This window comes from Pseudarthrobacter sp. S9, assembly GCF_050156545.1.
Lineage (GTDB): Bacteria > Actinomycetota > Actinomycetes > Actinomycetales > Micrococcaceae > Arthrobacter.
The window spans coordinates 4,477,230-4,500,072 of sequence record NZ_CP189576.1; the positions used below are offsets into that span (position 1 = coordinate 4,477,230).

A 22,843-nucleotide genomic window follows, 5' to 3' on the forward strand; every position below is an offset into this window, starting at 1 on the left:
ATGGATCTGACAGTGGCGGTCATCGCCAAGCAGTGTTTACCGGGGCGGGTCAAGACCCGGCTCAGCCCGCGGCTGACCCCTGAGGATGCCGCCAACCTGGCGCAGCTCAGTCTCAGCCGCACCCTGGACACGGTACGACTCCTCCCGTTGCGGCACCGGGTGCTGGTCATGGACGGAACGCCGACTCGCCGCGACGCCGAGCACTTCACCGTGGTGCCGCAGGCATCCGGAGGCCTGGACGAACGGCTTGCTGCCATCTGCGATGCAGCCGACGGTCCGCTCCTGATTATCGGCATGGATACCCCACAAATTTCAAGGCACCATGTGGCGCCGCTGCTCCGGGACTGGTCGTCGGATCCAGCCATGCATGACGCGTGGATGGGCCCGGCAACGGATGGCGGGTTTTGGGCCCTGGCGCTGCGCCAGCCTCACGGGGCACTGATCCGGGGAGTGGCGATGTCCACCGATCGGACAGGAGCCGAGCAGCTCGCACGGCTGTCCGCCGCGGGGCTCAGCGTCGGGATCCTGCCCGAACTGCGGGATATGGACTACTTCGATGACGCCGTGGAAATCGCGGCCGGGATCCCCGGCACGGAATTCTCATGCGCGGTAGCTGAAGCCGCGGACCGCACGCACGGCTCACCGCTCGGTGCCGGAGCGCTGCGGTGACGGCGGTCAGCGTGGCGCCCGTGGCCGTCTTTGGCCAAGGCGACCGTGAGCCCTATGCTCGGGCGCTTCAGGATGGGTCCGGCACTCTGACACTGCGTCCGGACAGCGTGGACCATCACGGCGGCACGGTGGAGTTCGACGTCGGCAGCTGGTGCGCGGAGGCCAGCCTCCTGGAACGGTCCCTGCTGAGGAATCTGCAAGGACCGGTCCTGGACGTAGGCTGCGGACCCGGGAGGCTGCTGGTCGCTGCCCAGCTGATGGGCCTGGCCGCCCTGGGCATCGACACCAGCCCCGAAGCGGTCGGCTGGGCACGCGGCCGCGGCGCCCGCGCGCTCCAGCAGTCTATATTTTCGCCGGTACCTCGGTCCGGCCACTGGCAATCCGTCATTCTGCTCGACGGCAACATCGGTATCGGGGGAAGCGTCACCTCCCTGCTCCGCCGATGCCGGCAGCTCATTGACCCGTCCGGGACGCTACTGGTGGAAGTGGAAGCCGACGAGTACCTGGACATCGTCTACCCGGCCGTGCTGGAGGACGAACGCGGCAACCGGAGCGAGCCCTTCTGCTGGGCGCGGATCGGCAGGGCGGCCCTGGAATCCCGGGCCCGGGCCACCGGGTGGACGGTTTCCTCCGCCTGGTATCTTCAGGGCCGCGTCTTTTGCGGGCTCTCACCCGGGCCGGAACCGGTACGTTCAATCCCGTAAATGAGGACGGCGGCGAGAACGGCCAGGATCACCCAGAACCGGATCAGGGTGCCGGCGTAGTCCCCCTCCAGGACGCTGGTATTGCGGGCCACCGACTGGGCCTTCAGCAGTATCCCTGCGATCAGTGTCACCACGGCTCCCGTCATGAGTGCACCGCGGAGGACGGCGGCCGAAGCCGGGCGCAAACCGGAGCCCAGGCGGGTGAGACCCGCGCCGGCCAGGGTGGACACCGGCACAATGACGCCATCGTGCAGAAGGACGGCCACGGCCATCCAGAGCAGGAGCCCCAGCAGCTGCGAGGGGCCAAGCTTGGTGGGCAGGCCCAGGAGGCCATACCCGAGCAGGGCCACGCCCGCCAGTCCGAGGACTATCCGCATGATTTTCACAGTATTGTTTCCCGCCCTCGCGGGAGCCGCGCTTTCGGCTGGCCTTTCCGGTTTCACAGGACCTCCACTGTCTGCAGCCATTTGGTTTGCAGGACGCCGGGGCGTCCTGGGGCGATGATCCGGGCCGGGTAGCCGTGGTCCAGGTCCAGGGTCTCGCCGTTGAGTTCCAGTGCCACCAGGGTGCGCTCATCCTGGACGTAAACGGCGGGCATGGCCATTGTCCGGTAGTTACCCTCGGGTTCGAGACTGGTTACCCGGAGCGAAGAGGCCGACGGCGCCCCGACGGCGGCGACCAGGTCCCGGATCGGTACGCCCCGCCAGCGGGCGGTCTGGCTCCAGCCTTCCACGCACGCGATGGGCAGCTCGTGGTCGTACTGCGGCAGTGCCCGGAGCTCCGCGAGACTGAATGTGCGGATGGTGCCCTGGTGGATGACTGTCAGCTTCCAGTCGCCCGACTCGGCGAAGGCGGCGACTTTCGCGTCGGCCGCTGTCCGGTTGACCGGGACGGATTGGGGTCCGGTACCCATGTTCCGGGGCGCAAAAAAGTTCAGTGGGCCGAGCCAGGACAGCGACTGACCGGCCGTCGTGAGCACGACAACACCCGTGGTTGTGCCGACAGCGGCCAGGAACGCACGCCGGGACCAGCGCCCGGGAGCCGGGGACAACGCGGGGACCGTCTTCCCAGGCGTCCCCTCCCCGGCGTCGGAGGCACCGGCGTCGGAGGCCTCCTGAAGCCCGCTGCCGGGACGAGCGCGCCAGTGCTCGATGACCGCCGGCAGCTTCACGGCGATATGCAGCAGCAGCGACCCCCAGATGACCCATGCAAGCCAGAAATGCGTTTCACGGAACGGGAATGGCCACGGGTACCACTTGTAGGTGTTGATCAGGCCTGTCGTGAGTTGCAGGAGCGAGGCGGCGATGAACAAGGCAATGGACCCCCGCTCCAAGCCGTGAACCACGGACCGGACCGGCGGCCATTTCAACAGCTCGGGATAGACCGCCCACAATTTCGCCAGGAGCAGCGGAATGGCGGCAATGCCTGACGTCACGTGAATTCCCTGCGTCAGTTGGTAAATCCAGGCGGGACTCGTCGGAAAGAACATCCACGATGGCGGCTCCTGCAGCCCGTGGCTGAACAGCCCGGTGAGGAAACAGATGGTGAAGCTCAGGCCAAGCCAGCGTCCCAGGACAACCGTCAGCCGGGTACTGCGCGTCGGCGAGGCGAACCTGGCGGCCAAGGCGTTTGTGAGCTTCTCCATAAATAGATCACACCACCATTCCGGCCGCAACGGGGCGCACCAGACCTTACAGTTCTCGGAATAACCGGAGTTTGCATGCATCGACCGGACTCGAAATGGGGCAGGATCAAAGAGTGACCCCCAGTACAACAGCATCACCCCAGACAACCGGCAGCAGGCTCAGGCTGTTCGTTGTCCTTCCGGCACTGTTTGTTTTCGCTGCGGCTGTGTTGTGGTGGATGGTGGTCCCCGGGAACGCGTTCGCATCCGCGCCCGTTGTCGGCACCTGCCTCTCATGGCTCGTTCTCATCGCTTCCGTCCGCGTCCTGCGGCACGTGCCGCGGCGCCGGGTGGGCGCCGTGATCATCGCAGGAACGATGCTGCTCGGCCTGGTTGCAATGAGCGCGCCGCCCCGGACCAGCAACGATTCCGCCCGGTACGCGTGGGATGGAATCGTCCAAAAAGCCGGCATATCCCCCTATTCGTACGTGCCTATCGATGAGACCGTGAGCAGGCTCAGGCCTGACTGGCTGTTCGCCCCGGGCGCGTCCGGAGACGACTCCAGGCCTGTTTGTCCCAAGGATCTGTTCGAGACAGAGTCCGTGCCCGCTTCCGGCTATCCCTCCGCGGCGCCCCTGTGCACGGCCATCAACCGGCCGCACGTGCCCACCATCTATCCGCCTACGGCCGAAATCTACTTCTTGGCGGTGCGGTCCACCGTCCCGGACACGGCCGGTTACTTTCCCTTCCAGCTCGGCGGCCTGCTGATCAGTGCGGCCGTCGCGCTGATGCTGCTCCGTGTGCTGACCCGGCGAGGCCTGCCCCTCCACCTGGCCGCGGTGTGGGGCTGGAGCCCGTTCGTGCAGCTTGAGGCCGTGAACAACGCCCACGTGGACCTTCTCGGCGGAGCCCTGATCCTCGCCGCCGGGATGCTGCTGGCCACCGGCAAGCCGTTCCGGTCCGGAGCGGCGTTCGGAGCCGCGGTGGCGACGAAACTCATTCCCGTCATCGCCGCCCCGGCCCTCCTGTTCAGGCGCCCGGCCCGCTTCATAGCCGCCGCGCTTGGCACCTTCGCGGTCTTGTACGTGCCCTATGTGGCCGCAGCCGGTGCCAGCGTTCTGGGCTTCCTGCCCGGTTACCTCAAGGAAGAGGGCTACAGCCAGAGCGGTGGCATCCGGTTCGGGCTTGCGCAGATCATCTCCGCCGGTCCGTGGCCCCCCGTACTCAGCGCTGTTGCACTGGGTATCGTTGCGTTGGGAGTGCTTCGGCGGACCAGCGCCGGGAACATCTGGGATCAGCAGACGGTCATGATCGGGCTGACGCTGTTGATCGTCAGCCCGAACTACCCGTGGTATGCCCTGATGCTGCTGCCGTTCATCGTCCTGAGCCGGCGATGGGAGTACGTGGCCGTGATCCTTGCCTTGGATATCATCTACATGGTGCCTTCCGTCGCACCATACAGTGAGGCAATCAACCAAGGCGCCCTGCTCACCGCCGCCCTGGCCGTGGTTGCTGGGGGATGGCTGCGCCGCCGCGCCGAGCTCAGACGTGCCGCCGAGGGTGCGCTCCAGGCCGAAGTGCGGAAGGGCGCCGTCGAAGGGGCCTGAACACGTCCTCGCTGTCAGCCGAGGCCGGTCACGGATGGCAGGATTGCCCTATGGAACAAGCAACCCCCGGCAAAACGCAGGCGCGCATCGGAATCATCGGAGGTTCCGGCACGTACCGGCTCCCCGGAGCAACCGTTCAGGCGACCGTCGACGTCGACACCCCTTACGGGCCGCCGTCGGGCCCCGTGACGCTGGCGGAGGTGGCGGGCCGGACCGTCGCCTTCCTCCCCCGCCATGGCGGCGGACACACGCTTCCGCCCCAGAAGATCAACTACCGCGCCAACATGTGGGCACTGAAAAGCCTCGGGGTTGAGGGCGTGATTTCGTCCTCGGCAGTCGGCGGGCTGCGGGAAGGCTTCGGGCCTGAGACCTTCGTCGTCACCGACCAGCTGATCGACCGCACCTGGGGACGTGCCGATACCTTCTACGACGGCACTGCGGCGGAGGGCGTCCTCCCGGCCGGTGTCCAGCACCTGCCTGCCGCGGAACCCTTTTGCCCGGCACTGCGTACCCATCTCAACGCCGCTCTTGCCGCACAGAATCTGCCCTCGGCCCCGGAAGGAACGGTGGTGGTGATCAACGGGCCGCGCTTTTCAACGAAGGCCGAGTCCGCCTGGTACGTCACTGGCGGCGCGGACATCATCAGCATGACCCAGTACCCCGAACCCGTGCTGGCAGCCGAGCTGAACATGGGCTTCGCCAATCTGGCCTTCATCACCGATTCGGACACCGGGCATGACGGCTCGGATCCCGTGACGGCCGACGCCGTCTTTGCGCGACTGAAAAGTGTCCAGCACAACATCCTCGCCGTGCTCGAAGCGGCCATTGCCGCGATCGGCGACAACTACGCCCCGCGCACACTGGTGGACCCGGGGGCGGTGGACAGGATCATGGCACTCCCGGTCAGCCGTGAAGGGGTAACCGCCCGATGAGGCTCCTGGTCACGGGCGGCGCGGGGTTTATCGGCTCCCACATCGTCGACGCCGCCCTGGCCAAGGGCTGGGCCGTGCGGGTACTGGACTCGCTGGATCCGTCCATCCACCCCGGCCCGCCGGCCTTCGACCCGCGAGTGGAGCTGATCGCCGGCGACGTCACCGACCCGGACATAGTGGACGGGGCACTGGAGGGAATCGACACGGTCTGCCACCAAAGCGCAAAAGTGGGACTGGGCGTCAGTTTCGCGGACGCGCCGGACTACATCCGCAACAACGACTACGCGACCGCAGTCCTGCTGGCCGCCATGGAACGCCACAGCATCCCCCGGCTGGTCCTGGCTTCCTCGATGGTGGTTTACGGCGAGGGCGCCTACACGGACCCCGCGACCGGCCTGCCGGTCAGGCCCGGACCCCGCACCGAGGCCGATCTGCGCGCAGGTATCTATGACCCTCGCAACCCGGCGACCGGCATGGTCCTCACTCCGGCCATGGTGACAGAAGATGCCACCCTTGACCCGCGCAACGTCTACGCGGCATCGAAACTGAGCCAGGAACACCTCGCCGCTGCCTGGGCCCGCAGCACCGGCGGCGCGGCGGTCGCCTTGCGGTACCACAATGTCTATGGCCCGCGGATGCCGCGGGATACGCCCTACGCCGGCGTCGCATCTCTGTTCCGTTCGGCCCTGGCCCGCGGCGAGGGCCCGAGGGTGTTCGAAGACGGCGCCCAGCGGCGCAGTTTCATCCACGTCCGGGACGTGGCCGCCGCAAACATCGCCGCGCTCGAGTGGCTGGCCGGAAACGATGCCTCGGGCTTCCACGCCTACAACGTCGGCGCCGACGAGGTGCACACGATCGGCGACGTCGCCGCTGCGCTGAGCAAATTCAGCGCCGGCCCCGAGCCCGTTGTGACCGGCGAGTACAGATTAGGTGATGTACGGCATGTCACCGCGTCCTCCGAGCTGATCAAGGCCGAACTCGGCTGGGCGCCGGGCGTGGGCTTCGACGAGGGCATGCGGGAATTCGCCACCGCCCCCCTGCGCGGCGAACCGGGCTGACGCAGTCGAGCCCGCCCGCTGCCCATGGCGGTGGGACGTGTACGCGCAAGAGGAAAGCCACAGACCCCCAAGGTCCGTGGCTTCCTCCTGTAGCCGTCCTGCGCCGCTGCCGGCGGCAGGTTTTCGCCGCTGGGTGTTATTTGGTGTTGACGGTGATCTTGGCGATGCCGACGAGCATGCCGGCCTTGACGGCGTCGGTCTTGAAGGTCTTGTTCAGCAGGCCGGCGGCGGTGTCGGAGATCAGCACGCGGGTGCCTTCCAGGATCGCGGTGTCGCCGGCCTTCGCGAGGGGCTTGAGGGTGGAGCCGTCGAGGTTGAAGATGTAGGCCTGCTTCGCGGCGGTCGTGCCGTTGACGGCGACGTCACCGTAGAGCTTGGAGGTGCCCGGGTCGATGGTGAAGTTGGTGAGGTCGACCTTGGTGTCCCCGGAGGTGAGGGAGAAGCCGGAGCCGGCGTGGCTGATCAGGCCCTGGACGTAGGGGCGGTAGTCCTTGGACGGGTCGTAGTAGTCGACCTTGCCGCCGGTGATCGGGAAGACGAGGGAGCCGTCGGTGAGTGCGGCGGTGCCGATGACGCCCGGGGTGAGCTTGAGGGTCTCCAGGGCCTTGGCGAAGGAGGCGTCGAGCTTGACCGCGGTGCTGGTCCCGGTCAGGGCCGGGATCGAGGCCAGCGGCTTGGCCGTTTCTGCGGACGCGGAGGACGACGAGGAAGCGGGGGCGGCGGAGGTGTTGCTGGCCGGGCTGCAGGCGGCCAGGGAGAACATGAGGGAACCGGCCGCTGCCGCCCCCAGAAAGGTCTTGATCGAGGTACGCATTTGGTGTGCTCCTTGAAGCGATTGATTGGATTGAACCGAGTGATTCGTGCTTGTCCCATTCCCCGCCGGCCATGGTCCGAGACCATGAGTCCCCGGCGGGGCCGGTGTTTGTCTTTCAGGAGTGCTTCGACGGCAACCACGCCGCGGATGGGTTACACCGAAACCGTCACCATTCCGTTACAGACCGAGCTACTGTCTCAGCTGGCGACTTGCTCTGTTCCGACGGCGTCCCTCCCCCGGGGTTCCGCGGGGTCGGATCCAGGACGACTCCAGATCTGGCGGATCACGGGAATGGTGTTGCTTTCAGCCTTGCCGCCTATGCGGCACTGGCTCCGAACCGCGGGAGGGTGACGTCGAATTGGCATCCGCCGGGGACGTTGCGGACGCTGACTCCGCCGGCGTGGGCTTCGACGATGCCGGCCACAATGGCAAGCCCGAGGCCCGCCCCGGCGGACATTTCGAATGCGAGTGCGGGCGTCCGAGATGGCGTTCCCCGCCAGCCGGCGTCGAAAATCTTCCCGAGGTCTTCTTCCGGGATTCCGCCGCCGGCGTCCACCACACTCAGGGCGACGTGTTCGTTCCCGGTCTCGCGGGCAGAGATGAGGATTTCGCTGTTCGCGGGAGAATGCTGGATGGCGTTCATGAGGAGGTTGTCGATTACCCGGGAGAGTTCCCGTGCGTCGCCGAAAAGGGTGAGGTTTCCAGTGCGGGACTCTTTGAGGGTGATCGATCGCGATGCGGCAACCGGGTGGAGGTCGGCGACAGCGTCACTGACCAGGTCGAACAGTGATACGGGCTCCATGTTCAGCGAAAGCGTCCCTGACTGGATCTTCGACAGTTCGAACAGGTCGTCGACCATGCTCGCCAGGGTCTCTGCCTGGACGCGGATCTGCCGGTGGTAGCGGGCGGGTTCTTCGGCGACGCCGTCCTCGAGGGATTCTGCCATCGCGCGCAGCGCTGCGAGCGGCGTCCGCAGATCATGGGAGATCCATGCGACGAGGCGGCGGCGTGATTCGTCCAGCGTCGCGACCTCCTGCCGGGACCGGGCGAGCCGTTGCGAAGTTTCGGCCAGTTCCCGTGCCAATGCGGCGAACTCCAGTCCGTCGTGATCCTCCGGGAGGACGATCTGCCCTTCCCCGATCGCCCGGGCCGTGGACCGCAGCCGTGCGCTAGTGCGGGTGATGCCGACGCCGATCAGCGCTGCGACACCCAGACTGACGACGGCGCCGACACCGATCACCCAGCACAACACGACGAGGTCGTGATTCGAGATATACATCTCGGCAGCGATGGCGACCGTTGCCGCCGCAATCGAAGCAACGGTGGCCGCGACGACGATGAGCAACTGCAAGAGCATCGATTTGTGCCGCGCGAGACGCAGGGTGATACATGCGATGGCGGCGACGACCGCCGTCGCGGCCACCGCGGTGAGGAGGATGGTTCGGAAGTCGTCGAGCGCAATCATGGTTCACCGTTTCCTTGGACGCTCAGCCGGTATCCGACGCCCCATTCGGTGGTCAGGAACCGCGGTTTCGTTGGGTCGTCTTCGATCTTCTCGCGGACCCGGCGGACATGGACGGTGACGGTGGAAAGGTCACCGAAGTTCCACCGCCATACTTCTTTCAGAAGCTGCGCCCGGCTGAAGACCTGGTCGGGGTGTTTCAGGAGGAAGGCGAGCAGATCGAATTCGCGCACCGAGAGGCCGAGCAACTGGCCGTCCCTGAAGATCTTGCGGTTGGACGCATCCACGCGGAAGCCGCCCAGGACGAAGGGGGCTTCGGGTGTGATGTCCGTGACGCTGCGCCGAAGGATCGATTGAACGCGTAGAACGAGTTCCCGGGGGGAAAACGGCTTGGCCAGGTAGTCGTCGGCGCCTGCTTCAAGGCCCTCGATGCGCTCCTCGGTGGAACCGAGTGCGGTGAGCATGATAATAGGCGTCGAAGCGCCGTCCCGGATTCTTCTACAGACTTCGGCTCCGCTGATCCCGGGAAGCATCCGATCCAGCACGATCAGGTCGGGCCGGGTCCGCTCCGCGGCCTTCAGGGCGCTGATCCCGTCGATGGCTTCGTCGACGATGAAGCCGGCGGAGCGGAGGTAGTCGCAGGCGACTTCCCGGACGGTGGGGTCGTCCTCTACGACAAGGACGCGCCGGTCACGCAGATCGTCGCCGAACGGCCGCGGAGTGCCTTGAGTTCGGGCCATGTTCTCACCTTAGGTCGCTCCGGGCCCGGCTGCGAGCCTCCAAGGCCATATCGGGGGACTGTGTTTGTTTCGTAAGACATTCCGGCCGCGTGCGGCCGTGTCCGACAGCTGCCATCAGGCCATCGGCGACGATCATGGCGGGTCGGTCAGAAATAGCGACGCCTGCGCGGGTGTCAGCTCGTCGGGGTCCACCGGCGTCAAACATTCATCCGTCCCGCACGTGTAGGCGAAGTTACGGCCGGGCGCTAAGAAGTGTCCTTCCGCTGCCAACGGCACGGATTTCGACGCGATGGATGTCTGCGGCCTGGATAGTGGTGGTCGCCGTCGGCGTGGCAACCGTCCCGGGGGTCGCCGTCCAGCTCGCCACTTGTGTCGTGACGCCTTGGGCGTCAACAACCATCAGACTGTACTCCTCCGGGGTGCGGGGGTCGCCGGGTCCTGCCTGTAAGGGGTACTCAGTCGGGGAAAGCGTGTACGTGCACTCCCAGTCGATCCGCGTTCCCCACGGCTGCCCTGTCAAGGATCCCTTCGCAGCCAGCGCGCTGGCAACGACGGGGGTGAAGTTCAGGGCCGTTGCTGATGGCGCCTGCGTCTGCACGGCCGGCGGCGGGGCAGTGACCGCCACGGTCACCGCCCCGGACGCCGCTGCGGCGCCCAGCACAAGTCCGGCAACGGCCAGACGAGTCCGCCGCCGCCGCCGCCGGACCTTTTCCGCCAGCCCGGGGAGCAGCCCCGGCGGGGACGTGACGCCGTCAGTCCGCCCGAGGGCTTGTGCCTCCTCGGGTGAAAGAGCGGCCAGCAGTGACGGCAGCCCGGCAAGTTCGGTCACGGCGTCCCTGCATCCGGCGCATCCGGACAGGTGCTCCTCGAACTCATGACGCTCAGGGGGAAGCAGGGATCCCAGCACATATGCGGCATCCCAGCGGCGGTAATCATCCATTCCATTCTGGCTCATGGAGTCACTCCTCCTTCCTGCAGAGCCAGCCGCAGAGCCCTCAGCGCATAGTGCAACCTGGACTTCACCGTTCCCTCCGCCAACTGAAGGCTTTGAGCGATTTCAGCCGTTGTCTCTCGTTGATAGTACGAGTGGACGATTACGGCTCTGTGCTCGGCGGACAATCCGGCCAAAGCATCCGATACCAGCCACGCATCCAAGATCCTGTCGATCCTATCCGCCGCTGGAATCTCCGGTGGCCGCTCCGCTCCGGTTTCATGGCGCCGCCGGGCGCTGCGCCGGTCATCGATAACCAGATTGCGGGCAACCGTGTAAAGCCACGCCCGCACCGCCGCCTCCGTGCGCTGCAGAACCGCCGGATGTTGCCATGCGCGGATCAAGGTCTCCTGCACGACGTCCTCCGCCAGCATGCGGTCACCGGTCAGTCTCGTAACGAATCGCCGCAACGCGGGGCCGTAGGTCTCGTGCAGCGAACGCAGTAACTCGGCCTCCTGATCGGACATTTCTGCCTCCTTAGATATAGGACGACGCCGGCCGGTTGTCGGTTCACCTGGAGCGGGTGGCAGACCCGCATTTCTGGCACGCAGCTTGCGCATGTCGGTCCGGATCTGGCGGTGACCGTCAGATTCCCCCTCCCGGAGACCCCGGCGCGCCCGCCCACGCTGTTCGATCTTGCCCCGTCAGCGGCGGCGTCCGAGAAACCCTGGCCACGCCGGGCGGTGCCGGCCCGATGGAGCTGCCGCGCTGACCGGGTGCCGAGGCTCTGCTGGCAGCCAGAGTCGAGGCCGACGTTGAACCCGCAGGCCCCCGGGATCGTTTTTAGGTACAAGCCCGACTGTCCATGCCGGGCCTTCCCTGAGGAGGGCACAATGAAGAAGCCTCGCCGGGTGTATGCCGCCGCGGCGCTGGGCACAACCCTGTTGCTAGGAGCCTGCTTCGTTGGACATCCAGCGACGCCGGCACCTGGTCCATCTACAGTCACAACAGTCCCCGCGGCAGGGACTCCGTCACCATCGCCCAAGGACCCAGTGACCCGCGCACCGGCCCCGCCACCGGCGGTTGTCCCGCCCGCACCCGCCCCGCCGGCGGTTGCGCCGCCCGCACCAGCCCCGCCACCGGCGGCTCCGCCCGCTCGGGCACCTAGAGGAAACGATCATGACGGCGACAACAACGGAGGCCCGGACGACGGTGACGGAAACAAGTAGCATCGAGGGGGCGCTTCGATCGGGCCGCCGCAGGGCACGGCTGTTCCTCGGACTGCTGGGGGCGACGGTGATGGTCACGAGCGGCTGCAGTTCCCGGGATCAGAACCAGATCCGGGCGGCTTCTCCGTCCGGAACAACACCGTTCGCCTGGTTCCAAGCCGGACCGGCCCCAGCCGGGTGGAGACTCATGGCACTTCCAGCCGGAACGGCAGTGCTGCCCATCCCACCCGATGCATCTCCCGTGGATGGGGACCCTGGCAGCGTATCCGCAGAGATGACCGCAGCGAACGGTGCCCTCCAGATCTACCTGAACGCCACGCCGAAGCAGGGCGAAGAATCGCAGGCCAATTGGCCCCAGTTCCGCCTCGACCACCTCACGGGCGAGAACGCGGCATCCGCGACCCTGCTGTCGAACCGGGCTGGTATGCCTTTCCGCGGAGGCACCGGCTCGTGCGTGGCCGACAGCTATGTGACACGCATCGATGCGCACCGCTATCGTGAAATAGCTTGCCTCATAGCAGGAACCCGGGGCAGCAGTGTTCTGGTCGTGGCCTCGCCGGCCGAATCCTGGGACCTTTACAGCCCCCTGCTGGAGCAAGCAGTGGACTCATATCTGGCCGAGTAGGCGACGCCCCGCGACCCTGGTGGCCGGCGTCGGCGACGGCAGGCACACTCATCAGTGAATGTGGAACGTAGCGTAGCCGCGGTAGATCAGCGCAGAACGGACGCCGGGCAAGGCCTCGAGTGTATGAAGACCGGTGCCGTGCATAAGTATGACCCCACCCGCGTAAACGCGTGGGGTTGTGGCGTCGCCATACTTGACCCGTTGGATGATCGTCGCGGCCGACGAGCCGTCCCAATCCCGGGTGTCTACCGTCCAGAAAGCTGGCCGGCAGCCCGCCGCCGCGAGGGCGTCATAGACCCCCACGCTGAAGGCACCTGCCCCGTACGGTGGCCGGCACAGCTTCGGACTGGTCGTCGGAACGACGCTGCCGTAGCGGCGAACCTCGTACCCAATCTGAGCGGCAGTCATGCGCGAATAGTCGCCATGGTCGTAGCTGTGGTTTCCGAGAAGTTGACCGGCGTTGATCAGCTGCTCCCCATAGCCAGGATGCGCCAGCATGCACTGCCCGGTGAAGAAAAACGTCGCCTGGATGTCATTGGCCCTCAGCCAGTCCAGGATGCCGGTCAGCCTCGCCTGCGTCGCACAGTCATCGAACGTAAGACGGACCTTGGGCCCGAGGTAATACAGATGCAGGATGTTGTATTGCTCGGCGGCAGTGATCCACGACAGCTGGGGAAGCGGCGGCATCGGATCGACGGCGGCCGGCGACGCTGTCGGGGCAATCGCTAAGCCGATGACGGCCAGAATGATGGCGATGTTGCGGAAGAACCTGCGGCCTAACATCATTCCCCCTCGGAAGGGAATCGTGATAATGAACACCCTGGCTGGGCGCCACCACACCTTAGTTCTAGCGGTCTGATTGCACGGATGCAACGACTGAAGAGAACGAAAGCGGCCCTTCGAATTTGGCATGGTCCGGCTGTTTCATAACAACGTAGACCGCACCATCCACAGGCCTTACCCCTCGGCTGCCAGATCCGAGGACGCCCAGTAGATGGGTCCCATGGGCGTGAGCCGATCCGCACCACAGCGGCACGTCAATCCGGACTGGTTTCGTGGGTATGGCCGTAGGGGACGTCCCTGCTCAGTGCAGCACTGTAGCTGGTGGGGCTATGGCGGGTCAGCAGGATTCCCCGACCTCCCTCCCTCAGAGCGGATCGGACGAGGAGACTGACGGCGTTGTCAAGTGCGTCCTGCAGACTTGCTGCATCGTGGACTGCATCGTGGAATGTGATGTGGACGATGCGCGGGTTGCTGGAGGTGTGCTTCATGGGGTCTTTCAAGCGTCGGGGGGTTGGAGTTTTCCCATATGGGGAGGCGCGGGAATGCAGGGCGGCGGTGCCGAGCTGCCCCGGATAAAGGATCCTCAGGGGGCTAGCTGGATGCTCACGTGGATCAGGCTGGGGCCGCTGACGGCCATGGCTTTGGTAACGGTCCCGGCGAGCTCGTCCAGCGATCCGACCTCGAACGCGGTGAGACCGAACGCTTCGGCCAGCCGCACCCAGTCGGGCTGGGCGAGGTTGACGCCCACCGGTTCAATACCCCGATCGGCCATGTTCTGCCGGATTTCCCCGTAGCCGCCGTTGTTGACGCAGATGATGGGCAGGTCCACGCCCTGCTCAACGGCCGTGATGAGCTCCTGGACCGCGAACATCAGGGCGCCGTCCCCCAGCAGGCACACCACCGGTCGCTCCGGTGCCGCCACTTTGGCCCCGATGGACGCAGGCAGCCCGAAGCCAAGGGTGGCGTAAGCCGGGGTGTAGAGCAGCTGACGGGGCTGCTGCATGGGGAAGAAAGACGTGGTGCCAAGGTAAGTGATCTGGGACGAGTCGCCGCCGATCACCGTGTCCGCGGGCAGCGCCGCAGCGAGAATTTCGTTGATCTGCGCCAGTACCGGTGCCAGGGACCGCGCCTCGGCCTGAAGGTCGTGCCGGAGCGCCGCCAGGACCGGCGCCGGTGCGGCCCGATGCCCGTCGAGCGCCTCCAGCAGTTGCGGCACGACGGCGGCCGCATTGCCGCAGAGCCCGATCGCCGGGGCGAGGTTGGTCTCCAGCTGCGCGGGATCGATATCGATGCGGATGCAGCTGCCCTTCGGTACGATCTTTCCGCCCCACAGCTCTGACTCACCCACCTTGGAACCGATCACGAGCAAGGCATCTGAGGCATTGCACAGGTCCTGGGCCCCCGCGAGACGGATTTCGGAGCCGAGGGACAAGGGGTGGGCTTCCGGAATGGCGCCCTTGCCGTTGATCGTGGTGATCACCGGGGCCTGCAGCAGTTCGGCGAGTTCGAGCAGGGCGCTGGCGCCGGACGAACCACCGGTCCCCAGCGAGCCGCCACCGGCCAGAATCACCGGGTTGGACGCGCGGCGCAGGATGTCAGCAGCGGCCGCCACGGCGCCGTCGTCCGCGGGCTTGGGCGGACCGAGGGGGCGGGCAGCGCAGTCTGCGGGATCCACATCGCTGGCGGATTCCAGCAGGTCCAGCGGGATCTCGATGTGTACCGGGCGCGGCCGTCCGTGGGCAAAGAAGGCGAAGGCCTCGTGGATCAGCTCCACAGCCTCCTGCCCGCTAGACACCCGGGTGCTGCGGCCGATCAGCGCGCGCACGGCACCGGTGGGATCCTTGGTCTCGTGCAGCGAGCCGATGTCCGAAAATTCGCTGCCGCGGGGCGCGCCCGGCGAGAGGATGATCAATGGCCGCGATTCGCAATAGGAGGTCGCCGCGGCGGACAGCGCGTTGAGCAGACCGGGGCCTGAGGTGGTGATAACGACGCCGGGAAGCCCCGTCATCTGGCTCCAGCCGTCCGCGCCGTACCCGGCACCCTGCTCGTGGCGGGTGGTCACGGGGTGGATGCCGAGCGGTTCCAGATGCCGGTAGAACTCGAGGTTGTGCGTGCCGGGGATACCGAAGATCGTGTTGATCCCGTAGCTCCGCAGGGTGGTCATTACGGCGAGGCCAACGTTGCGCGTTGGGATGTCGCTGGTCATGGGGAATCCTTTTCAGTGTCCTCTGGAGGACCGGGTGCTAGAGAACCTTGGACAGGAACGCTTGGGTGCGTTCGTGCTGGGGCCGGGAAATGATGTCATTGGGGTCGCCGGCCTCGATGATCACGCCGCCGTCCATGAAGGCCACGACGTCGGCAACTTCGCGGGCAAATCCCATCTCGTGGGTCACCACGATCATGGTCATGCCGTCGCGGGCGAGTGCCTTCATGACGTCCAGCACTTCGCCCACAAGTTCGGGGTCCAGGGCTGAGGTGGGCTCATCGAAGAGCATGAGGTCCGGCTTCATGGACAACGCCCGGGCAATCGCCACGCGCTGCTGCTGGCCGCCGGAGAGCTGTGCCGGGTAGTGCCCGGTGCGGTCCGCGAGGCCCACCTTGGCCAGCAGTTCCCTGGCCTCGTGTTCGGCCTGCGCCTTGGGTTCCTTCAGCAGTTTGGCCGGGCCCATCATCACGTTTTCCAGTGCCGTCATATGACCGAACAGGTTGAAGGACTGGAACACCATGCCGATCCGCGAGCGCCGCCGGTTGATGTCCTTCTGGTGCGCCTCGATCAGGCGGTCGCCGTGGACTTCGTAGCCCACCATCCGGCCGCCGACCAGGATGGTGCCGGAGCTGGTGGTCTCCAGGTGGTTGACGCAGCGCAGGAGCGTGGATTTTCCGGAACCTGAGGGACCGATCAGGCAGGCCACCTGGCCGGTTTCCACAGTGAAATTGATGCCCTTGAGCACCGCTGTCCCGCCGAAGCTCTTGTGGACATTCAGGAATCTGACTTCAGACATGGCGTTCAGGCCCTTCCCGCTACGAGGGCGTTGCCCCTGGAATACCGTTTTTCAATGCGTGCCTGCACGAAGGACAGGATCGTGGTGAGCAGGATGTACCAGATGCTCGCCACAATCAGCAGCGGAATCTGCTGGAGGTTCTTAGCGTAGATCTGTTGCGTGTTGTAGAGCAGATCCCCGACGCCGATCACGATCACCAGAGAGGTGGTCTTCAGCATCGAGATGGTCTCGTTGCCCACCGGCGGCAGGATGATCTTCATGGCCTGCGGGATGACAACGTAGCGCAGGGTCTCGAGCTTGGAGAACCCCATGGCGTGCGAGGCTTCGGTCTGGCCGGCCGGGACGCCCAGCAGGCCGGCGCGGACGATTTCCGCCATGTAGGCGCCTTCATTGAGGCCCAGGCCCAGGATGCCGGCGACGAAGAGCGGGAGCACATCGTTGGTGTTCCACTCCACCATCATGGGCCCGCCTGGGATGCCGACTCCGATGGTGGGAAACAGCACCGCCGCGAAGCCCCAGAACAGCATCTGGACCAGCAACGGGGTGCCGCGGAAGAACCAGATGTAGGCCCCTGCAACGCCCCGGAGCAGGGTGTTGTCCGACATCCGCATGACGGCTACCAGCAGACCCACGCTGAAGCCGATGATCATTGCGATGACGGTCAGCTCGATGGTGGTCAGCAGACCGGACATGATGCGGATATCGAACAGGTACCTGCCCACCGTGCCCCAACCGAAACCGGGATTGGTGCAGACCACGTAGACCCCCATCAGGACCATCACACCGACCATCATCATGGCCACCCACTGGCCGGGCTTTTTGCGTTTCAGCACAGGTCGGGTGGACAGGGAGAGGAAGTCCTGCGGCAACTCGGGCGCCTCCGCACCTCTGGACGTGCTGACCTTGGATGACGTGCCAGTGGCCCCCATTCGTTGGCCGGCCGTCATGAACCCACCACCGGGTTCAGCTCGGCCTTGCTGAGCTCACCGGACTTGAGGCCCCATGATTCCATGACCTTCGCGTACGTGCCGTCGTCGATCAGTGACTGGATGGCTGCATGGAACGCTTTGGCCAGGCCGCTGTCGTCCTTGGCTGAAACCACTCCGTAGGGCGAGGGATCCACCAGGATGGCGTCGATCGGCGTGAAGGCGTCCGGCTGCAGCTTGGCGTAGTAGGCCACAAGCGCGTTGTCCGCCAGGAGCGCCTGGGCGCGGCCTGAGGCCACTGCCTGGTTGACGTTGTCCTGCTGCGGCAGAATCAGGCCCGTGGGCTTTTCCTTGCCGGCGGCCGTGCACTGCTCTTCAAAGGAGGGCAGTACGGCGAGTGCCTGCGTTGTGCCGGTCTGGACCGCCACTGTCTTGCCGCACAGATCCAGGACAGCGTTGACCCCGGCCGGGTTGCCCTTTTTGACCAGCACGGAGGTCCCGGCCTGCATGTAACTGACCATGTTCACCACCTGCTCGCGTTCGGCGGTGATGGAGAACGCGGCCCAGGACGCGTCGTAGCGCTTGGCCTGGATACCGGCCAGGATCCCGTTGAAGTCGGCCTTGTCGATCGAGATACCGACGCCCATCTTCTTGGCCACGGCCAGCGCCATGTCCGGCTCAAGGCCGATGATCTTGCCCTGGTCATCGGTGAAGTCGATGGGCGCATAAGTGGGATCGGTAACCAGGCTCAGGGTGCCTTTGCTCTTGATGGCATCCGGCACAAGGGCCTGGACTTTCGGGTCCACTTGGACGGACTGGGCCAGTTCCTGGCCGCTCTGGCCGCCGGCAGCCGTGCCGGCCCCGGTGGCCGAGGCTCCTTCCGCATTCGTGCAGGCAGCCGTTGCTGCCACCAGGGACACCATGGCCGCAGCCAGGAGGGACCTTCTCACGCCGTTGTGCTTCACGATGCATCTCCAGTTCAGGTGTTGATTTAATAATATGTGTAACTTATTGTGAGATGAGCAACATCACCTGTCAAGACAAAGTGGCAACATCATCTGTAGATGACACGAACCGCCCCGTACTCTGTGGGCAGCCTCGGGAACAGCTTTGTAGGGAAGGTAGGCATGACTGAAATGGCAGCAGCAAAACGTACGCGCAGTGTAACCGCGGAGGCAATGGCCGTACGCAGGCAAAGCATTCTGCACTACGCCTCGCAGGTCATCGCGCGCCATGGTGTGGAGGGCTGCTCTTTCGCTGAGCTCTCCGAGTTGTCAGGTTTCAGCGTGGGAATGATCCAGCACTACTTCCGTCACCGGGAGCGGCTGATCAGTGCCGCCGTGGAGTACCGCACTGAGGAATCAACCAAGGAATGGGAGCGAATCTACGAGCGGGGCGGGAATGCATTGGAGCGCCTCCACGATCTGCTCACGTTTGCCGTCGAAGGGGAGACGCCGTTCGAGGAAGCCTGGGGATTCTGGCTGGAGATCTATGCCGCCGCGCACAAGAATCCAGACATCCAGGAAAGCGTCGCGGCGATGCTCGGATCCTGGCGGGGCCTGTTCGTCCGCGCTCTGCAGGAGGCCGTGGACGAGAAACTGCTGCGGCCCGCCGCCGAAGTGGACGAGCTTGCCACGCTGCTGACGGCCGTCATCGACGGGCTCGCCATCCAGTCACTGAACAGGATCCACAAATCAACCCCGGAAAGAATGATCGAGACGCTTCACCGGTTTGCCGCCCGGGAATTCGGCATCGACGCCGAAGAATTCATCCGGAACAAGCGGTCCAAACTGCTAGCGGACCGGTAACAACCCGTCCAGGATCACCAGAAAGCAAGGACCACATGACCATTTCAGCCGCACCCTCGCACACGCACCGGATGGCCAGGCGCGCCGCCGGCTTCCAGCCGTCGCCGGTCCGCGCCGTCTTTGACATCTCCATGCGCCCGGGCATGATCTCCCTCGCTGGCGGCAACCCCTACCTGCCGGTGCTCCCGATCGGTGAGATCGCCGCCATGGTGGGTGACGTCGTCGAACGCCGTGGGCTGGAAGCCCTGCAATACGGCTCCGGTGCCGGGACCGAGGAACTCCAGGCACTGATCTGCCAGGTGATGGAGCTGGAAGGCATCAGCTCGGCCTCGCAGAATATCCAGATCACTGCCGGCTCACAGATGGCGCTCGAGCTCGTGACCAAACTCTTCTGCGATCCCGGCGACGTAGTGATCGCCGAAGGCCCCACCTACGTGGGCGCGCTGGGCGTCTTCGAGGGCTTCCAGGCAGAGGTGGCGCACGTGACCATGGACGCTGAAGGCGTGGATCCGGACGGACTGCAGGATGTGATTTCACGGCTCAAGGCCGCCGGCAAGACGATCAAGTTCTTCTACACCACCCCCAACTTCAACAACCCCTCCGGCATCAGCCTGTCCGTCGAACGCCGCCAGCGTGTGGTGGACATCTGCCGTGCCGAGGGCGTGCTGATTGTGGAAGACAACCCGTACGGTCTGCTTAGCTTCGACGGTACGCTCAGGCCAGCGATGCATACCCTGGACCCGGAGAACGTGTTCTATCTGGGGTCTTTTTCCAAGATTTTCGCACCCGGGCTGCGCGTCGGCTGGATTGTTGCGCCGGAGGACGTCCGCGGCCGGCTGCAGATCGCCGCCGAGGCCACCACAATCTGCCCCTCGGTACTGAGCCAGCTGGTGGTGGAGCAGTACATCAACAGCTTCGACTGGCGCGGCCAGATCGCCGCATATGCAGCCGTCTACGCCGAACGCTGCCAGGCAACGCTGAACGCGCTTGCCGCGCACATGCCGGGGGGAACGCAGTGGACCACGCCGACCGGCGGCTTTTTCACCTGGGTCACGCTGCCCGAGGGTACGGACACTGGCAGGGTGCTCGCCGCGGCGATTGACGCCGGTGTGGTCTTCGTTCCCGGAAGCGCGTTTTACGCCGACGGCGGCGGACAGAACCAGCTCCGCATCGCCTTCTCCTACGCACCGGCAGGACAATTGGAGGAGGGCGTCAAGCGCCTCGCCGCGGCCATCCGCTCCATCTGAGCTTGTCCCGGGCGTTCGACGGTCAAGGAGTCAGTGATTCCGTGCCGCATTCGCGCTTGTTTCTGGCCGCAGGTCGAGCCGGCGCAGGAGTTGGGCGTTGAGGGCGACGACGATCGTGGACAGCGACATCAGGATCGCACCGACCGACATCGGCAGGACGAAGCCGGCCGGGGCAAGGACGCCCGCGGCAAGAGGGACGGAGATGAGGTTGTATCCGGCCGCCCACCAGAGGTTCTGTTTCATCTTGCGGTAGGAGGCGCGGGACAGCTCGATCACGGACAGCACCGAGCGGGGGTCGTCGCTCGCGAGGATGACGCCGGCGGAGGCGATGGCGACATCCGTGCCGGCGCCGATCGCGATGCCGACATCGGCCTGGGCGAGGGCGGGGGCGTCGTTGACGCCGTCGCCGACCATCGCGACCTTCCGGCCCTCGTGTTGGAGTTCTCTGACCTTTTCTGACTTGTCTTCGGGCCGGACCCCTGCGAAGACGCGGTCGATGCCCAGCTCGGCGGCGACGGATTGCGCGACAGCCTCGGCGTCGCCGGTGATCATGACGACCTGCACGTTCAGTGCGTGCAGCGCCTGCACGGCCTGGCGGGACTCGTCGCGGATCTCGTCTGCCAGTTTCAGTGCACCGATCACCGCACCGTCGGCCAGGACGTGCAGGATGATCGCACCCTCCCCGCGCCAGGAACCGGCGATACCCAGCTCGCCGGCGTTCTCCTGCTCCAGCAGATTGGGTCCGCCGACCTGGATGCGGGTGCCGTCCACCATCGCGGAGACGCCCACCGCCGGAGACGACGCGAATCCGGACGCCTCCGGGACGGCAAGACCGCGGCCCCTTGCCGCATTCACGATCGCCTGGGCCAGAGGGTGCTCGGAGTCGGCCTCGGCGGCCGCGGCCAGTGCCAGGATCCGGTCCTCGCTGTGGTCTCCGCTGGCTTCAACGGCGGTGATAGTGGGCTCGCCCTTGGTGAGGGTGCCGGTCTTGTCGAACAGGACCGTGTTCACGGTGCGCATGCTCTCCAGCGCGAGCCGGTCCTTAATCAGCACACCGCCACGGGCGGCGCGTTCGGTGGCGATGGAGACCACGAGCGGAATCGCCAGGCCGAGCGCGTGGGGGCAGGCGATCACCAGCACGGTGATCGTCCGCACGACACCGTCGTCGGGCAGGCCGATGAGGGCCCACACGATCGCGGTGATGACGCCTGCACCGAGTGCGAACCAGAACAGCCAACCGGCCGCGGTGTCGGCGACGCGTTGGGCGCGGGAGCTGGAGTTCTGCGCGTCGGTGACCAGACGCTGAATCCCTGCCAGAGCGGTGTCCTCACCGACGGCGGTGATCTCGATCCTCAGGCCGGAGTCGGTGGCGACGGTTCCGGCGACAACGTGGTCGCCCTCACCTCGGCGCACGGTGCGGGACTCGCCGGTGATCATCGACTCGTCCATGCTCGCCGAACCGCCGACGATTCTGCCGTCGGCGGGAACGCGGCCGCCGGGCCTGACGACGACCAGGTCGCCGACCTGAAGTTCCGATGGCGGCACCGGCACGGTCGTATCGCCGTCCACGCGATCGGCTTGGTCCGGCAGGAGCGCTGCGAGGGAGTCCAGCGCGGAAGTGGTCTGGGCGAGGGAGCGCATCTCGATCCAATGGCCAAGCAGCATGATCACGATCAGGAGCGCGAGCTCCCACCAGAAGTCGAGTTCGTGGTCCAGGAGCCCGATGCTCGCACCCCAGGAGGCGAGGAATGCGACCGTGATCGCGAGGGTGATCAGCAGCATCATGCCGGGCTTGCGGGAGCGCAGCTCATCCACGGCGCCGGTGAGGAACGGCTTGCCGCCCCACACGTACATGACGGTGCCGAGGAGCGGGGAGATCGAAGGGACCCAGGCAGCGCCCGGGAGGTGGTAGCCGAGGATCAACGAGAACATTCCGGAGAATCCCACCACCGGGACCGCCAGGATCAGCATGATCCAGAACAGCCGCCGGAACTGTCCGACGTGGTCACCGTGCCCTTCGTGGCCGGACACGTCGTGTCCCCCGTGGCCGGACATGTCGTGCCCTTCGTGGCCGGAGGGGGTTGCAGGCGCGGTCGCGACGTGGTCATGCACGTGCGCATCCTGACCGGCATGGCCGGGGTGCATCCCGTGGTCACCGGGTTCCTGGTGCTCGTTCATGGTCCTTATCCTCTGGCTGGTCGGGTACGGCCAGAATGGGTTTCCGGAGAAGTGGCCAAGGTGGCGCCGGCCGCGGCAGGCACCACCGACGGAGAGCGTCGGGATCAACTGCGGCGAAGGCTGTTCCCATGTTATACCCCCTGGGGGTATAACTCAACGGAGTGAAGGAGGGACTTTGAATTGACCGCCGGTCGGCGCTATCCGGTCACGGCCCGGCGTCGGCTGGTCAGACGCCCTGCAGCTGCCACACGGGAGAACTGGGTCCTGAGACATGAAGTCGGCATCTTCCTTGTCTACCGCGTGACAGATCCTGTCATCGAAGCGATGGGGCGCAGGAAGAGGGGCCTTGCCAGGAACCAGGCGGCGACCATGGCCACGAGGGAAGCGCCGAAGATCCAGAACCCCGGCCAGCCGCCGTCGTCGCCTGTTCCGTACATGTGATTGTGGTTCTTCAGCGCTCTTCACGGGCATAGCTCTCGGATCCAACGCGCTGCCGGTGGATGC

Annotated in this window: 21 protein-coding genes and 1 pseudogene; 8 read left to right on the forward strand and 14 right to left on the reverse strand. The window is 65.8% G+C overall.

The annotated features are described in order from the left end of the window. A complete protein-coding gene (locus tag ACQCSY_RS21555) occupies positions 1-669 on the forward strand; it encodes a TIGR04282 family arsenosugar biosynthesis glycosyltransferase (RefSeq protein ID WP_427132037.1) in 669 nt (222 codons plus the stop codon). Continuing rightward, positions 666-1,373 (forward strand): class I SAM-dependent methyltransferase, encoded by a 708-nt coding sequence (locus ACQCSY_RS21560; protein WP_427132039.1) that lies wholly within the window; start codon positions 666-668, stop codon positions 1,371-1,373. Before ACQCSY_RS21555 ends, ACQCSY_RS21560 begins: the two co-directional genes overlap by 4 nt. Here the strand turns inward: ACQCSY_RS21560 and ACQCSY_RS21565 are convergent. Both ACQCSY_RS21565 and ACQCSY_RS21570 read right to left on the reverse strand, forming a co-directional pair. Then, complete coding sequence (locus ACQCSY_RS21565) at positions 1,313-1,750, reverse strand: hypothetical protein (protein WP_427132041.1); 438 nt, start codon at positions 1,748-1,750, stop codon at positions 1,313-1,315. The two genes, ACQCSY_RS21560 and ACQCSY_RS21565, sit on opposite strands and share 61 nt — an antisense overlap. 62 nt (positions 1,751-1,812) lie before the next feature. Continuing rightward, positions 1,813-3,018 (reverse strand): molybdopterin-dependent oxidoreductase, encoded by a 1,206-nt coding sequence (locus tag ACQCSY_RS21570; protein ID WP_427132043.1) that lies wholly within the window; start codon positions 3,016-3,018, stop codon positions 1,813-1,815. 113 nt (positions 3,019-3,131) lie between these two features. On the opposite strand from ACQCSY_RS21570, the gene ACQCSY_RS21575 reads away from it, so the two are divergent. The 3 genes from ACQCSY_RS21575 to ACQCSY_RS21585 are packed head-to-tail and all read left to right on the forward strand — an operon-like array spanning position 3,132 to position 6,594. Beyond that, entirely contained in the window at positions 3,132-4,604 is a 1,473-nt protein-coding gene (locus ACQCSY_RS21575; RefSeq protein WP_427132045.1) for a glycosyltransferase family 87 protein, read from the forward strand. Between the two features lie 50 nt (positions 4,605-4,654). Beyond that, positions 4,655-5,536: an MTAP family purine nucleoside phosphorylase gene (locus ACQCSY_RS21580; RefSeq protein ID WP_427132047.1), complete on the forward strand. Its 882-nt coding sequence runs from the start codon at positions 4,655-4,657 to the stop codon at positions 5,534-5,536. Continuing rightward, on the forward strand, positions 5,533-6,594 hold the full coding sequence (locus ACQCSY_RS21585) for an NAD-dependent epimerase/dehydratase family protein (protein WP_427132048.1): 1,062 nt from the start codon (positions 5,533-5,535) through the stop codon (positions 6,592-6,594). The genes ACQCSY_RS21580 and ACQCSY_RS21585 overlap by 4 nt, the downstream gene beginning before the upstream one ends. A 136-nt stretch (positions 6,595-6,730) precedes the next feature. Here ACQCSY_RS21585 and ACQCSY_RS21590 read toward each other — a convergent pair whose 3' ends face one another. The 5 genes from ACQCSY_RS21590 to ACQCSY_RS21610 all read right to left on the reverse strand — a co-directional run bounded on the left by ACQCSY_RS21590 (position 6,731) and on the right by ACQCSY_RS21610 (position 11,068). Beyond that, positions 6,731-7,408 carry a hypothetical protein gene (locus ACQCSY_RS21590; protein ID WP_427132049.1) on the reverse strand — a complete coding sequence of 226 codons (678 nt, stop codon included), beginning with the start codon at positions 7,406-7,408 and terminating at the stop codon, positions 6,731-6,733. Positions 7,409-7,724: 316 nt separating this feature from the next. After that, positions 7,725-8,873: a sensor histidine kinase gene (locus ACQCSY_RS21595; protein ID WP_427132051.1), complete on the reverse strand. Its 1,149-nt coding sequence runs from the start codon at positions 8,871-8,873 to the stop codon at positions 7,725-7,727. Then, positions 8,870-9,610 carry a response regulator transcription factor gene (locus ACQCSY_RS21600; RefSeq protein WP_427132053.1) on the reverse strand — a complete coding sequence of 247 codons (741 nt, stop codon included), beginning with the start codon at positions 9,608-9,610 and terminating at the stop codon, positions 8,870-8,872. Before ACQCSY_RS21600 ends, ACQCSY_RS21595 begins: the two co-directional genes overlap by 4 nt. A 232-nt stretch (positions 9,611-9,842) precedes the next feature. Beyond that, on the reverse strand, positions 9,843-10,565 hold the full coding sequence (locus ACQCSY_RS21605) for an anti-sigma factor family protein (RefSeq protein ID WP_427132055.1): 723 nt from the start codon (positions 10,563-10,565) through the stop codon (positions 9,843-9,845). Then, entirely contained in the window at positions 10,562-11,068 is a 507-nt protein-coding gene (locus ACQCSY_RS21610) for a sigma-70 family RNA polymerase sigma factor (protein WP_427132057.1), read from the reverse strand. Before ACQCSY_RS21610 ends, ACQCSY_RS21605 begins: the two co-directional genes overlap by 4 nt. A gap of 652 nt (positions 11,069-11,720) precedes the next feature. Between ACQCSY_RS21610 and ACQCSY_RS21615 the strand changes: the two genes are divergently transcribed. Further along, positions 11,721-12,395 carry a hypothetical protein gene (locus ACQCSY_RS21615; RefSeq protein WP_427132058.1) on the forward strand — a complete coding sequence of 225 codons (675 nt, stop codon included), beginning with the start codon at positions 11,721-11,723 and terminating at the stop codon, positions 12,393-12,395. Between the two features lie 51 nt (positions 12,396-12,446). On the opposite strand, the gene ACQCSY_RS21620 is transcribed toward ACQCSY_RS21615, so the two are convergent. The 5 genes from ACQCSY_RS21620 to ACQCSY_RS21640 all read right to left on the reverse strand — a co-directional run bounded on the left by ACQCSY_RS21620 (position 12,447) and on the right by ACQCSY_RS21640 (position 18,071). Further along, entirely contained in the window at positions 12,447-13,214 is a 768-nt protein-coding gene (locus ACQCSY_RS21620; protein ID WP_427132060.1) for a polysaccharide deacetylase family protein, read from the reverse strand. A gap of 547 nt (positions 13,215-13,761) precedes the next feature. Beyond that, the gene (locus tag ACQCSY_RS21625; protein ID WP_427132062.1) at positions 13,762-15,384 is read right to left on the reverse strand and encodes a thiamine pyrophosphate-binding protein; all 1,623 of its coding nucleotides are present in this window, start codon (positions 15,382-15,384) and stop codon (positions 13,762-13,764) included. A 37-nt stretch (positions 15,385-15,421) separates the two neighbouring features. Further along, complete coding sequence (locus ACQCSY_RS21630; protein WP_427132064.1) at positions 15,422-16,180, reverse strand: amino acid ABC transporter ATP-binding protein; 759 nt, start codon at positions 16,178-16,180, stop codon at positions 15,422-15,424. Between the two features lie 5 nt (positions 16,181-16,185). After that, positions 16,186-17,013: an amino acid ABC transporter permease gene (locus ACQCSY_RS21635; RefSeq protein WP_427132065.1), complete on the reverse strand. Its 828-nt coding sequence runs from the start codon at positions 17,011-17,013 to the stop codon at positions 16,186-16,188. Positions 17,014-17,123: 110 nt separating this feature from the next. Further along, positions 17,124-18,071, reverse strand: a complete 948-nt coding sequence (locus ACQCSY_RS21640; protein ID WP_427132067.1) for an ABC transporter substrate-binding protein — start codon at positions 18,069-18,071, stop codon at positions 17,124-17,126. A gap of 162 nt (positions 18,072-18,233) precedes the next feature. Between ACQCSY_RS21640 and ACQCSY_RS21645 the strand changes: the two genes are divergently transcribed. Continuing rightward, a complete protein-coding gene (locus tag ACQCSY_RS21645; protein ID WP_427132069.1) occupies positions 18,234-18,914 on the forward strand; it encodes a TetR/AcrR family transcriptional regulator in 681 nt (226 codons plus the stop codon). Between the two features lie 35 nt (positions 18,915-18,949). Next, entirely contained in the window at positions 18,950-20,161 is a 1,212-nt protein-coding gene (locus ACQCSY_RS21650; protein ID WP_427132070.1) for a PLP-dependent aminotransferase family protein, read from the forward strand. A gap of 30 nt (positions 20,162-20,191) precedes the next feature. Here ACQCSY_RS21650 and ACQCSY_RS21655 read toward each other — a convergent pair whose 3' ends face one another. Next, positions 20,192-22,339, reverse strand: coding sequence for a copper-translocating P-type ATPase (locus tag ACQCSY_RS21655; RefSeq protein ID WP_427132071.1), 2,148 nt, complete (start codon positions 22,337-22,339; stop codon positions 20,192-20,194). Between the two features lie 293 nt (positions 22,340-22,632). After that, positions 22,633-22,797 (reverse strand): annotated as a pseudogene (locus ACQCSY_RS21660) (cytochrome b/b6 domain-containing protein); the annotation flags it as partial. Between the last annotated feature and the right edge of the window lie 46 nt (positions 22,798-22,843).

Bases quoted from the DNA above. Each gene is read 5' to 3' on its own strand.
- ACQCSY_RS21570 (WP_427132043.1), bottom strand. From the start codon at position 3,018: ATGGAGAAGCTCACAAACGCCTTGGCCGCCAGGTTCGCCTCGCCGACG.
- ACQCSY_RS21630 (WP_427132064.1), bottom strand. From the start codon at position 16,180: ATGTCTGAAGTCAGATTCCTGAATGTCCACAAGAGCTTCGGCGGGACA.
- ACQCSY_RS21645 (WP_427132069.1), top strand. From the start codon at position 18,234: ATGACTGAAATGGCAGCAGCAAAACGTACGCGCAGTGTAACCGCGGAG.
- ACQCSY_RS21625 (WP_427132062.1), bottom strand. From the start codon at position 15,384: ATGACCAGCGACATCCCAACGCGCAACGTTGGCCTCGCCGTAATGACC.
- ACQCSY_RS21565 (WP_427132041.1), bottom strand. From the start codon at position 1,750: ATGCGGATAGTCCTCGGACTGGCGGGCGTGGCCCTGCTCGGGTATGGC.
- ACQCSY_RS21650 (WP_427132070.1), top strand. From the start codon at position 18,950: ATGACCATTTCAGCCGCACCCTCGCACACGCACCGGATGGCCAGGCGC.
- ACQCSY_RS21600 (WP_427132053.1), bottom strand. From the start codon at position 9,610: ATGGCCCGAACTCAAGGCACTCCGCGGCCGTTCGGCGACGATCTGCGT.
- ACQCSY_RS21615 (WP_427132058.1), top strand. From the start codon at position 11,721: ATGACGGCGACAACAACGGAGGCCCGGACGACGGTGACGGAAACAAGT.
- ACQCSY_RS21585 (WP_427132048.1), top strand. From the start codon at position 5,533: ATGAGGCTCCTGGTCACGGGCGGCGCGGGGTTTATCGGCTCCCACATC.
- ACQCSY_RS21655 (WP_427132071.1), bottom strand. From the start codon at position 22,339: ATGAACGAGCACCAGGAACCCGGTGACCACGGGATGCACCCCGGCCAT.
- ACQCSY_RS21580 (WP_427132047.1), top strand. From the start codon at position 4,655: ATGGAACAAGCAACCCCCGGCAAAACGCAGGCGCGCATCGGAATCATC.
- ACQCSY_RS21595 (WP_427132051.1), bottom strand. From the start codon at position 8,873: ATGATTGCGCTCGACGACTTCCGAACCATCCTCCTCACCGCGGTGGCC.
- ACQCSY_RS21590 (WP_427132049.1), bottom strand. From the start codon at position 7,408: ATGCGTACCTCGATCAAGACCTTTCTGGGGGCGGCAGCGGCCGGTTCC.
- ACQCSY_RS21605 (WP_427132055.1), bottom strand. From the start codon at position 10,565: ATGAGCCAGAATGGAATGGATGATTACCGCCGCTGGGATGCCGCATAT.
- ACQCSY_RS21555 (WP_427132037.1), top strand. From the start codon at position 1: ATGGATCTGACAGTGGCGGTCATCGCCAAGCAGTGTTTACCGGGGCGG.
- ACQCSY_RS21610 (WP_427132057.1), bottom strand. From the start codon at position 11,068: ATGTCCGATCAGGAGGCCGAGTTACTGCGTTCGCTGCACGAGACCTAC.